We start from the raw sequence: 11,321 nt of genomic DNA on the forward strand, positions 1-11,321 counted from the left end.
CTCCTAAAAAAACAGTCAAAAACAGGCTATCAGCCTGTTCCACACTAATTATGCCAGAGGTGTGATGTTAAAAAAACTGATTTCTCGATCGACCATCCCCACAGCACCCTAAAATTAACTAGACAGCTATTCATGATTAAATAATGTCATCACTAATCTTAACGCGCATCTTCCTTGCAACCGCAGCCCTATTCGGAGGTTTATCCGTCGCTGGTGGGGCTTTTGCCTCTCACGCTTTAAAAGACAAATTAAGCGATCGATCTTTAGAAATTTTTGAGACAGGTGCCCGCTATCAAATGTATCACGCCCTGGCTTTATTATTTGTTGCATTAATCTTGAGCCGTGCCGAGGCATCTCAAACCTTTTTTGCAGTTTCGGGATGGGCTTTTATTGTCGGTACATTAATTTTTTCAGGCAGTTTGTACGCCCTCAGTCTAACTAACATCAAATTACTGGGCGCAATTACCCCCTTGGGAGGAGTTGCTTATATTGTCGGTTGGGTATGTTTAGCAATTGCCGCTTGGAATTTTAAATAGAGAATTGCAATTACCCATTACCAATACCCCATTCCCTAATTTTCAAATACATCACTCGAAAACATCTCTGTCACAGTACGCAAATAAGGTAAAAATACGATTAAATCTTCAGCAGCAAGGCGATCGGATATTTCCCAAAACAAAATCAACAACATATCCTGCACCAATTCCCAGCTTACATGAAGTTTGGGATATAACATCACGCAAATTGGAAATAATTCTTGCTGTACCGGGCGAAAACTATCTTCCAAAACGCACCAGCATAAATAATTTTGAAAAATCTCAATATCCCGAATTCCAGAAATTTTTACATCCTCATCGGTTAAATACCCGCTACTACTACGATATCCTTGATGGTGCGAAGTAGTGCGATGGTACACCGCATTAGCAATCTGAGTCGTATGTGGCAACAAGTGCTGTACGGCTAATAGGGCTTGTGAATTCGTGGGGAGATTCGCAGCAGCCTGGTTAATCTCACCGTAGGGAATGTGCAGGTAATCATCTACAATTTTTAAGTACGGTGAAAATTGCGTCCGCTCTAACTCCGAAAGACATCCCAACAAAATTTTTTGGGTTAATTGAAACTCCAAGGTCACAAATCCTAGAACTAACGGATCGAGTTGTGAATATTTCCGCCTCAGTTCAATAATAGGTCTTCCCACCAACACGGACAAACGGGAAACCGATTCTAGATCGCCGTAAGCGTCTATTGCTTTACTATACAATTGGCGAGTAGTTGATACAATTTCTACAGGATTAATTAACCTAGAATCGATGCCATGACACTCTATTTCTTCTCCTAAAATAGCCTCTACTTTCCTCCAAGCTATCTCGCTCGCTACTTTCAGGGTATCGCTCAATTTTTCAACTATTTTGGATCTATTTTTTGGTCTATGTATTGACAGTGGATTTTGGAGTATGAGACCCCGTGTTTGGTTTTTACTGGCAACTACTAGACTGTAATATTTTTTTGACCAGTTGACTGCTAAAGAATTAAAATTTATGCTGCCTGAATTAGCTTTCGAGAGTTGGTTAGTGTCTGAACAGGCAATACTTTGGGACAGTAGAGTATGTCTATTTTGATTTCGATCTGTGGTGTGTAATTTTTTTGAATTTACCTGTGACAGATTATTCACTATCGCCTCCGTTTTTGACAATTATATACATTAATTAGCTCTAGGGCAAACTTCCGCCATTCTGGTGAAATTTAATTGGTTTTTGACTAGATTACGGAGCTGATTGTTAACCAATTGTTAACAAATCATAACATATTTTGTGTGAGGCTATTATAAAGAAAAACTTAAATTATCGCCTTTCTCAGTTAGGTGGGTACTAGGTAATGGGTAATGAGGCATGGGGCATTACCAATTACCAATTACCAATTACCAATTACCAATTCTCGCTCGTACCTCATCTTTCGCTCGAAAGGCTATATCAATTTAAATCAGATTTGTGCGATCGAGAAATAGTTGCAAGTTTGTTAAATAGTCCTGGATGCACAAAATCTGGTTTCTTCCCAAAATAGTCGTTTTTTTGATAAATATTGAGGAAGCAACCGGGTTTTTCACCCCCGTGCGTCCAGATGCCATCTTTCCGAGGCGATGGAAAATAAGGATGCGTAGCAGCTTATAGTAGCTAGGTACTCGCTGGATAGCAAAAGTACACGGCCCATAGGCCTCGACAGCATAGCCTTCTAGTACGATTAATTACAGATAAAATCAAAAGGAGTGGCGAACATGAGTAGTAGCACCAATTCAACGGAAATCAAGTTCGGAACAGACGGGTGGCGGGGACTGATTGCCCATGACTTTACTTTTGCTAACGTGCGTAAAGTGACGCGGGCGATCGCCAGTTATCTCGAAACCGCTTACACCAAAGACCGCCCAGTGCTAGTATCATACGATACCCGTTTTCTGGCAGACGAGTTTGCCCGCACTGCATCGGAGGTACTGGCAGATTTGGGGTGGACTGTCAAACTGGTCGATCGCGATTGCCCCACACCAGTTATTGCCTACAGCGCCAAGCATTTACACTCCGCCGGAGCCCTGATGTTCACGGCTTCACACAACCCCGCACCTTACTGCGGCATCAAATACATCCCCGACTACGCCGGCCCGGCTACCCCGGAAATTACTGATACCATTGTCGCAAATATTGCTGGTGCGTCTGATGCCCCAGCCAAAGGCAGCCACAACGATAAAATTTCGAGTTTCGATCCCAAACCCGAATATCTCAAGTTTCTCTATACCTTGATCGATGTAGAACGGATTCGATCGGCTAAATTAAAAGTCAAGTACGATGCCCTCTATTCGACTTCTCGTGGCTATCTAGACGAGGTTTTGGAACACTGCGGTTGCGATTTGGAAAGTTTTCACACCTACCGCGACGTGCTCTTTGGTGGTGGAATGCCCGAACCCAAGGGCGAACAATTGGTTGAGTTGGTAGAATCTGTTAAGAAAGATGCCGCGGATTTGGGCTTGGCGACAGATGGCGACAGCGATCGCTTTGGGATTGTGGATGAGTTAGGCAATGTCTTGACTCCAAACACTGTGCTGTTGCTTTTAGCGCGTCACTTGGTGAAGAATAAAGGCTTAACAGGGGCGATCGTCCGTACCGTCGCCACTACCCACTTGCTGGACAATATGGCCGCCAAGTATGGTTTAAAAATCTACGAAACCGCCGTGGGTTTTAAATATATCGGCGAAAAAATGCGAGAAACAGCGGTACTCATCGGTGGCGAAGAATCCGGCGGTTTGAGCGTGTTGGGGCACATCCCCGAAAAAGATGGGATTTTGGCTGATATGCTGGTCGCAGAGGCGATCGCCTACGAAGGAAAACCCCTTTCTCAGCTAGTGGAAGAAGCCATCCGCGAAGCCGACGGCCCCCTGTACAACCAACGTCTTGACTTGCACCTCGATGATGCCCACAAAGCAGCAGTTTTAGCCTCTTTTACTAATAACCCACCCTCGGAAGTAGCTGGCATTGGCGTCAAGGAAATCGGCCGCAAAGACGGAATTAAACTCTATCTGGAAGATGGCGGCTGGATACTTTTAAGACCTTCGGGGACTGAACCCTTGATGCGGGTTTACATGGAAACAAATTCTGTGGAAAAAGAAGCCAAAATCGCCGCCCACATGAAACAGGTAATTTCTCAGCTAGAACCTGTTTAAACTTCAATTTCTTCCCACCCAGACCCCTTACCCCTGGGGTTTGAGGACGATAGGATTGAGCTAATAACTATAGCTGCAAGGTGTGCTGCACACTTTACTAATTGAGGACTTACCCATGGGGTAATAGAAACCGGGTTTTTTACAAACAGTCCTAGACACAAAAAACCCGGTTTCTTTGAAAATCCGATGTCAACGGATTTGATATGAAAACAACTTTATGAAAGCAACTTTATGAAAACAATTCCTTTAATCGCCATTAGTTTTTTACTCGCAATTTTGGTCAGCGCGATCGGCATTATCTCAGTCCAAAACGCCACGCCAGTATCCCTAAACTTTACCTTGTTCCAATCCATACCAATGCCCGTAGGAGTAGTCTTAGCTATCAGCCTGAGTGTGGGACTCCTAGGAGGTGCAATTCTCCAACCGCTATGGATGCTTTCGGCTTCAGGACCCGTTACTGACAGAGCAGAACTTGAGGAAGATATCTAATAACTTTGGCTCAAATTAGAAAGGTTAGATCGAGCAGTAAACCTGACCGTCAATCAACAGCCTCGTAATTCCCTTAGCTTGCAAATAAGGTGCTGTTTTTTGTAGCATCTTGCCATCAGGAATCTTCAAAACTCTTTGGTGGCGAGTCGCAAATCGCATAGCTACTCGGTGGTTGTCAAAAACGGGCAAAGTTTTCTCGCGAAATTCTTCGGGAGGAATTTGACCCAGTTCGCCAAATGCTTTCAAAGGTCTAGTAATTAATTCCCCAGATCGATCGACTACCAAATAACAAATGTTAGGAATAGGCGCGTGGCTAAAAGGTAAAATTTGAATCAGGGTGTGTCCCCGAAGCTGGAACGAGTCACCAGACGATCGCAAACCTAGCAAACTTCCTTCTAACAGAGAGTCATCTTCATCGAGATCCTCGCTGTCGAAGTCATCTAAATCATCCTCATCCTCATCTACATTATCCCCATCCTCGTCGAAATCCCTAAAATCTTCCCCTCCCAGAACTCCTTCTTCTGGCACTATTACCTTTAATTCCCCAGTGATATCCATGTAGTCACTGCGATCGACAGGACTGTGGTGCCAGACTTCCGATGCTTCAGCAACATCTAAATCTGATTTCATTGGTGTATCTTGAGAAATAATTGGGCGATCGGGTAAACGCTTTTGTTTTTGCTGGACTAAAGATTCGTATTCCCGCTCAGACAAAGCACTCTGAAGAATGCGTCTGACTGTAGAACTGCTGACCCCGTAGTGCTTTGCCAGAGTGATGGTATTCTCGTCCGACTGTCGGTACAGCCTGATGATTTCGCGCTTATCTGAATCGGAGAGTTTAGTGGGCGTCATGCCAAGTTTTCCAGCAAAAAGACTTGTTCAAGGGCAGGCTAAAGGCCAAGGAACTGAATTTGAATCTGAGAAATGTTGGCCAGGGCTACAAAGCTTTTGTATCCAAAAAGTTTGCCAACAATCCTCAAATATCAAATGCTTAAGCAGCCCGCCTACTGCGCCTGCTTTGGCGAGAACGGGTTGAGATGTCATGTTCTAGGACAGCTCCTATGCCGAACAAGATGGCGCTGAAAACAAAAAATACTTCCAGCAAACTGCCACTTTGATAACTACCCTCAGCCTGAGTATCACGCCATTTAAAGTACATATCTGCGATGTACAGCGAAAAAGTTGCAGCAGCAATCATCCGCCAAGATTGAGAAAAACGCCCTCCCCAAAATGCCAGCAGCAATGCTGTGGCAATAATCAGTAGAAAAACGTCCCCCACAATGTAAAACAGATTGATGGCATAGGCATAGGGTGACAGTTGCTTGTCTAGTGCCATCACCCATGCAGGAGCTTTAGTTTCTGCTGCTTCTGTCTCCTCTGGTGCCGACTTAGCCACAGTGGAGGTCGATCCTTTAGCCTGTGAGGTAGATGAGTCTTTCAAAGCAGGAGCTTTCGTTTTTGATTTAGTTGAGTTTGGTGCAGTTTCTGTCACTACTTGCTGAGTCGATGCCGGCGCGAGTCCTAGCTGTGCCCTCCAAGAGTCAGGTGCTGCCACCCAGATAGCGATCGCAATACCCAAGGCAGCTATTGCCGACAACAGAGCCCATTGCCAAATTTCTAGATTCAGCCGTTTAGAAGTAACAGCTATCACCATGCCGCCAATTAGTACCACGTAGCTGCCTAGATAGAAGGCATCTGCTGGGGACACATCGGGGCTGACCTCAAAATAAAGCTCCCAAATGCCAAATAGCAGCCCTGCGATAAAGTAGAACAGCATCCCCAAACCAATGCCCAGCCAGACGTTGCGTCCGCTAGCCATTTGAGGACTTTTCCAGTTTCTAAAACACACTATTGCTGCTCCGAGGTAGGCCCCGCATTCAAAAATATAAGTGCCGATCGAGTACCAAAGAGGCAAGCCCTCTTCTTGGGACAGGGGAACGCTGAACAGTAAAAAAAACAGCAGCGCCATCACAGCCCAGACAATGCCTATAATGACTAGGGTCTGAGCTGACAATAAAGATGCAGATGTAGATGACTTTTCTGAAGTGCTACTCATAGGGATTCCAAAAGACCTAACTAGCAGTTCAATTGCCAGAGAGTAGGTGGCATCCAAACCGAATTAACAATTTGGTCGCAAATACAAGTTGGCAATCCCAGCTACATATCGCGTACCGCCTACACTGCAATTGTCTAAGCTGCTCTGTAAAACCTATGCAAATCCTTAACAGGGTTAACTGAACAGGCTTGCTGTTTACTTCTTGCTTTGTAGTCTCCAGATGACTCAAGAGAAATTAGTCTACTCCACAAGCAATCTCGGCAGAGCTTGCCGTTCGCTCCGAAGGAATCGGAATCAAAATTCCCGCAAACCATCCTTCGATATTTTTTGCCGCATTTAGATCCCGGTCTTCAGTATTTCCCAATTGTCTAAGCAATTGTCTAAAATTTTTAGCCTGCGATCCACAATTTGTTGAGGGCGGATTGTTTGAGCCAATCGATAAACTGATTGCGCTCCTGTGTTGGCATATCTTCCAGCACGTCCCTCACTCCCTCAGCAAAGTCGGTATTGCCAAAATATGATTTCCCCAAGCGGTGCAGCTCTTGTAACAATGTCTTAAGATGCTGCTCTTGCCAAGGGGGTAGCTTCAGACCTTTTAAGGGGCTAACGGTGAGCCAATTTTTGATCGCATCAGGGGAGTCTGCCTGGGGGAAGTTTCCCTGTTGAAATACCTTGGCGATATCTTTCTGAAACGATGTGGCTTGCCTTGCCCCTAGGAGGTCTTCTACATCAAAGTAAACAGCTTGGAGAAGCAGTAAACAACCCTGTGCGAACAGGGGTGGTTTTGCTGCGTCATTACCTGTCGCTTCTTCAGCGACAAGCTGGTCTAGACGAACCTTACCCCAGACGCTATATCTATCCGGCTCTTCCAGCAGAACGCAGGCTTTGCCTTTGTTGTCGGTTAAGTCCCGCCACAAGGCTCTAGCGTCTTCAGCTTGTTTGCCGTTGAAAGCGCTGATTAGGCGGAACGTCTGCCCCTGATAATTGAGAATAGGGATTTGCTGATCCCGTTTTGGATGTTGAAAATTGGTGATTTCAACATCCTGCCGTTTCAGAATAAACATGACACTGCGATTTGACTCCTGTCATGGCCGAGGTGCTGTGCTTGATAATAGTCTGTGACCAGTATTTCTATTGGTGGACGATTTGGATCGGTTGTTTTTGAGCTGCATTCCAACTCATCTCTACACCTTACCTCAGTTCTTGTCCTGCGATCGGCTTTTATTGTAAATTAACTATCATGCTATTGGCTTGGCGGTCTGTTCAGACTTTTATGAAATGTTTACTTGCCCGATCGCACACTGTCACGATACAATACTCCTGTTAGCCAAATTCTAGCTAAATTTCTGTTTTTTTGATTTGGGTGCGTAACTCAGGTGGATAGAGTAGCTGCCTTCTAAGCAGCGAGCCGTAGGTTCGAGTCCTACCGTACCCGTTAACTACAACCTATACACAGCAACCTTTTTAAATTATTCTGTGCCTCCACACGCGGTTTTTAACTAATTTTTGGGTCATCCTCTATCTCTTTGACTATGATTTGACTCAGGACAACCCCCAATCCCAAATTGGTTGACCCCGATCGACCATCCTGGGACAATTTATCTATGGCATTACCATACAAAAGTTTATTTGTCAATAGTTAAATCAACTCAACTGAAGATAGTAGAAACAGGTTGTCGGGCCAGTACCCTTGAGAGGTTATCCTTATTGAGCGGGCTAGTTATTGAAATACTTGGATATGTTCGCAGCAACTTTATTTTATATTCCCCCAAATTTAATACTATTATCGCCAGCCACAGGAATGGAAACAATGATGACATCGGAAAATACGGCAACTATTGTCCTACTATTAGTTGCTGTAGGAATCCTAGGTAGGGGTTTTTATCGCGCCAAACAAGAAGGCAAACTAGGGATTTTAGCTTGGTTGCAGTCAGTAGTGCTGATGACTCCCTGGCTGTTGTTTTTTGGTTTGTTCTCTGCTGGCATTTACCTAAATCTAGTGGCGGTATTGTTGATGCTAGCAGTATCAACCGGATTGTACATTTATCTGGGCAGGGAACTGCGATCGGCTGCGGGAGATAGAGTGTTACGATCGCGCGCCGATCTTCCCGATACTAGGGAACAAAAGTCTGTCAGCGATGGCAATTGGGCCCCAGAGTCCCAGCCAGACCCCCCGAAACAACCAGTTAAAACTGTAACCTCCTCCCCCAACACTAATCCATTAGAAATCATTCCAGTCCCTGCCGAAGACTTAAAAGCAATTCAAGGTATCTTTGGCATCGATACTTTCTTTGCCACAGAAACAATTCCCTATCAAGACGGGTTGATTTTAAAAGGGAATCTGCGGGGAGATCCAGAACAAGTACACTCGCGGCTATCGGCAAGTTTACAAACCAGACTGGGTTCGCGCTACCGACTGTTTTTAGTAGAAAATCAAGACGACAAACCAGTAGTTATCATCCTACCCAGCGACAACGACCCCCAGCCAAGTACCCTATCTCAAAAAATCCTAGCAGTGGTGCTGCTCCTAGCAACAATTGCTACTACATTAGAAACCAGTGGATTGCTCCGGGGTTTTGACTTCTTTAGTTCGCCAGGGAGATACCCAGAAGTTTTACCCATTGCATCAGGAATTTGGGCGGTTTTAGGTTCTCGTGAAATTGCTCGCCGAGTCGTAGCAAATCGGTATCAGATTAACTTGAGTTGGCCATTTTTTATACCAACTTGGCAAATAGGTTCTTTTGGGGCGATCGATCGTTTTGAGTCCCTGCTACCTAACCGCAAAGTGCTATTTGACATCTCCATGGCGGGAGAAGCAGCCGGGGGAATAGTTGCTCTATTAATGCTGGTAGTCGGTTTGCTACTTTCTCACCCCGGCAGTTTGTTTCAAATTCCCGCAGAATTCTTTAAGGGTTCGGTTTTAGTAGGAACTTTGGCAAAAGTGGTTTTGGGTTCCGCTTTGCAGCAGCAGCTTGTGGACGTTCATCCTCTGGTGGTTATCGGTTGGTTGGGCTTGGTGATTACAGCGATTAATTTGATGCCAGCCGGACAGTTGGATGGCGGTAGAATCGTGCAAGCAATCTACGGGCGGAAAACTGCTAATCGCGCGACTTTGGTGACTTTTGGGGTATTAGCGATCGCTTCTTTAGTTAATCCTTTAGCCCTGTATTGGGCGCTGGTGATTCTGATTTTACAGCGGAATTTGGAGCGGCCATCGCTCAACGAGCTAACTGAACCTGACGACGCTCGTGCAGCATCGGGTTTGTTGGCTTTGTTTCTGATGATTGCTATACTTTTGCCGTGGACTCCAGCTTTAGCTGGGCGTTTAGGCATTGGCAACTAGGTAAATTTCATCTTAAAATCCCAAGACAACGTAAAGACTGGGCAATTAAACAAGCTTGGTGCGTAGTTCAAGATTTGATTGTCTAGGAAGATTTGAAGATTGCGAACATGATTCTTAATCAACATCAACCATGAATTACAATCCCCGTACCTTTGGGATCATCCCGATTTTGTAATGGCTATAGCCCATACGAATATATTTGCAAAACACAGATGCACCCGTACATTTTAAGTCGGGGACTATCTAAACTAATGGAAAATCTCACAATTGGTTTAAACTTAATGTATCGAGTAAAAATCACTTATCTAAGCATTTAGGGTAAAGTTATGGCTAATCAACTTCCTCCTGTATTGGTAACTTTTGATGCAGATGTTTTGATGGCTGGCAGAACCCAAGTGTGGCAAGAATATGCCAAAGTGGGAAGTTGCTATCTCCCGGAAGTAGTATATGACGAAATAGATTATTTGACAGGGAAAGCAGTAGAAAAATCTCAAGAGCAAGTAGCTAGGGAGTTTATGCGCTTTTTTGCAGACAGTGGCTGGATTGTAACTGATGCTCAAGAAACGCACAGATCCCTAGAACCTTCGATTAAAAATCAAAGCACACAAGCAATGCTAGTCGTAGCAACGGCTCAGTGCGTTTACGGCTTAGCTCAGGAACGCCCAGACGCACTCGTAGTGTTTGTTTCCAACACCCAGCCTCTACTCAAGCGCATAGCTTCTGTAGGAAGTACAAATCTCTGTGGCATTACCGGGGCCATGATGTTAAATTGGGCCAGGAAGGGGGAACGTCCAGCGGCGGCTACTCAGCAATTGCAAACTTTGATGCGAACCCTGGCTGAACGCAAATCAAATCAGCGGAGCCGTAGTAGAATTGACGAAGATACTATCAACCAATCTGGGTCTTCGGCTAGTAAATTAACAGGGACGCGCAGCAATTTTGAAATGAAGTCGGCTAGCAGTTATGTTAAAACGAATAAAACGCCTTTTACTGAAAATCTTACTTCCAGTTCGCGTCCGAGAAAGCCGCCTCGCAGTCGGGAGGAACCGAGAGAAATGGTGCCGGCTGTCTATCGCATGAAACACATTACTGCTCCCAAAAAAAAGGGTGACAGTTTTATTTCTAACACGATAAATTATTTGGGAGCCTTATTTTTCTTGATGGTAGCGATTGGTATTTTGTGGCGCGTTTTTGATGTTAAAGGTTTTAGAAAGACTTTTGTTCCTGCCCTACCAAAGCCGTTGCAGCAATTTGTGAGGTCGATCGATCCTCGGTAAATGATATCCTGACCGCAGCAAATAGTTAAGCACCCACTCAATCACCGATAGGAGAGTTGCGTAAAGTGAGATTTTTTGACCGTAGATCCAGGCTAGATGTAGTGATGTTTCCATAATGCTCAAGTGGAATGATATATTAAGTGGATTGGGATTAGTTTCCGCTGGCTTGGTATGTGCTTTAATATTTTTTATTCTTCTTCCCTTCAGATTTATGGTTCTTCCCAGGAGATGCTGCCACTTTTGAATCAAAGGGTAGAAATTAGCACTGATAATCCCGATCGGTTACAGTGGAATGGCAAACTTGGGAAACTCACGCATATTGGTCGTTATGAAGTGACAGTGAAAGTAGATGCTGTCGGAGATGAAAAATTGATATGGCCCTATGTCTATGTTTGGTGGCAGGATATCAAGGCTGCTCCCCTAGAGAATTTGAATTAAACTGCTAATAGT

Annotated in this window: 11 protein-coding genes and 1 tRNA gene; 7 read left to right on the forward strand and 5 right to left on the reverse strand. The window is 44.7% G+C overall.

What is annotated here, in order from left to right; all coding sequences use genetic code 11:
- The first annotated feature begins 143 nt into the window (after positions 1–143).
- On the forward strand, positions 144–536 hold the full coding sequence (locus tag P2A85_RS26165) for a DUF423 domain-containing protein (protein WP_341730491.1): 393 nt from the start codon (positions 144–146) through the stop codon (positions 534–536).
- A gap of 35 nt (positions 537–571) precedes the next feature.
- Here the strand turns inward: P2A85_RS26165 and P2A85_RS26170 are convergent, their stop codons facing one another.
- A complete protein-coding gene (locus tag P2A85_RS26170; RefSeq protein ID WP_377476253.1) occupies positions 572–1,396 on the reverse strand; it encodes a hypothetical protein in 825 nt (274 codons plus the stop codon).
- A 579-nt stretch (positions 1,397–1,975) separates the two neighbouring features.
- Positions 1,976–2,125 (reverse strand): hypothetical protein, encoded by a 150-nt coding sequence (locus P2A85_RS26175; protein WP_371123864.1) that lies wholly within the window; start codon positions 2,123–2,125, stop codon positions 1,976–1,978.
- Positions 2,126–2,272: 147 nt separating this feature from the next.
- On the opposite strand from P2A85_RS26175, the gene P2A85_RS26180 reads away from it, so the two are divergent.
- Positions 2,273–3,706: a phosphoglucomutase/phosphomannomutase family protein gene (locus P2A85_RS26180; RefSeq protein ID WP_377476254.1), complete on the forward strand. Its 1,434-nt coding sequence runs from the start codon at positions 2,273–2,275 to the stop codon at positions 3,704–3,706.
- Between the two features lie 231 nt (positions 3,707–3,937).
- On the forward strand, positions 3,938–4,195 hold the full coding sequence (locus P2A85_RS26185; RefSeq protein ID WP_340523932.1) for a LapA family protein: 258 nt from the start codon (positions 3,938–3,940) through the stop codon (positions 4,193–4,195).
- Positions 4,196–4,219: 24 nt separating this feature from the next.
- Here P2A85_RS26185 and P2A85_RS26190 read toward each other — a convergent pair whose 3' ends face one another.
- From P2A85_RS26190 to P2A85_RS26200, 3 genes are all read right to left on the reverse strand, one after another.
- On the reverse strand, positions 4,220–5,047 hold the full coding sequence (locus P2A85_RS26190) for a hypothetical protein (RefSeq protein ID WP_377476255.1): 828 nt from the start codon (positions 5,045–5,047) through the stop codon (positions 4,220–4,222).
- A 139-nt stretch (positions 5,048–5,186) separates the two neighbouring features.
- The gene (locus P2A85_RS26195) at positions 5,187–6,251 is read right to left on the reverse strand and encodes a hypothetical protein (RefSeq protein ID WP_377476256.1); all 1,065 of its coding nucleotides are present in this window, start codon (positions 6,249–6,251) and stop codon (positions 5,187–5,189) included.
- Positions 6,252–6,640: 389 nt separating this feature from the next.
- Positions 6,641–7,315: an Npun_F0813 family protein gene (locus P2A85_RS26200; protein WP_341737853.1), complete on the reverse strand. Its 675-nt coding sequence runs from the start codon at positions 7,313–7,315 to the stop codon at positions 6,641–6,643.
- Positions 7,316–7,612: 297 nt separating this feature from the next.
- Here P2A85_RS26200 and P2A85_RS26205 point away from each other — a divergent pair.
- The 4 genes from P2A85_RS26205 to P2A85_RS26220 all read left to right on the forward strand — a co-directional run bounded on the left by P2A85_RS26205 (position 7,613) and on the right by P2A85_RS26220 (position 11,309).
- Positions 7,613–7,686, forward strand: a tRNA-Arg gene (locus P2A85_RS26205).
- Positions 7,687–7,989: 303 nt separating this feature from the next.
- Entirely contained in the window at positions 7,990–9,594 is a 1,605-nt protein-coding gene (locus tag P2A85_RS26210) for a site-2 protease family protein (protein ID WP_377476257.1), read from the forward strand.
- Positions 9,595–9,920: 326 nt separating this feature from the next.
- Positions 9,921–10,871 (forward strand): PIN domain-containing protein, encoded by a 951-nt coding sequence (locus tag P2A85_RS26215; RefSeq protein ID WP_377476258.1) that lies wholly within the window; start codon positions 9,921–9,923, stop codon positions 10,869–10,871.
- A 171-nt stretch (positions 10,872–11,042) separates the two neighbouring features.
- Complete coding sequence (locus P2A85_RS26220) at positions 11,043–11,309, forward strand: hypothetical protein (RefSeq protein ID WP_377476260.1); 267 nt, start codon at positions 11,043–11,045, stop codon at positions 11,307–11,309.
- Positions 11,310–11,321: the final 12 nt, after the last annotated feature.

It is taken from the genome of Microcoleus anatoxicus, assembly GCF_042465725.1.
Taxonomy (GTDB): Bacteria; Cyanobacteriota; Cyanobacteriia; order Cyanobacteriales; family Microcoleaceae; genus Microcoleus; species Microcoleus anatoxicus.

Bases quoted from the DNA above. Each gene is read 5' to 3' on its own strand.
- P2A85_RS26165 (WP_341730491.1), top strand. From the start codon at position 144: ATGTCATCACTAATCTTAACGCGCATCTTCCTTGCAACCGCAGCCCTA.
- P2A85_RS26175 (WP_371123864.1), bottom strand. From the start codon at position 2,125: ATGGCATCTGGACGCACGGGGGTGAAAAACCCGGTTGCTTCCTCAATA.
- P2A85_RS26180 (WP_377476254.1), top strand. From the start codon at position 2,273: ATGAGTAGTAGCACCAATTCAACGGAAATCAAGTTCGGAACAGACGGG.
- P2A85_RS26185 (WP_340523932.1), top strand. From the start codon at position 3,938: ATGAAAACAATTCCTTTAATCGCCATTAGTTTTTTACTCGCAATTTTG.
- P2A85_RS26190 (WP_377476255.1), bottom strand. From the start codon at position 5,047: ATGACGCCCACTAAACTCTCCGATTCAGATAAGCGCGAAATCATCAGG.
- P2A85_RS26195 (WP_377476256.1), bottom strand. From the start codon at position 6,251: ATGAGTAGCACTTCAGAAAAGTCATCTACATCTGCATCTTTATTGTCA.
- P2A85_RS26200 (WP_341737853.1), bottom strand. From the start codon at position 7,315: ATGTTTATTCTGAAACGGCAGGATGTTGAAATCACCAATTTTCAACAT.
- P2A85_RS26210 (WP_377476257.1), top strand. From the start codon at position 7,990: ATGTTCGCAGCAACTTTATTTTATATTCCCCCAAATTTAATACTATTA.
- P2A85_RS26215 (WP_377476258.1), top strand. From the start codon at position 9,921: ATGGCTAATCAACTTCCTCCTGTATTGGTAACTTTTGATGCAGATGTT.
- P2A85_RS26220 (WP_377476260.1), top strand. From the start codon at position 11,043: ATGTGCTTTAATATTTTTTATTCTTCTTCCCTTCAGATTTATGGTTCT.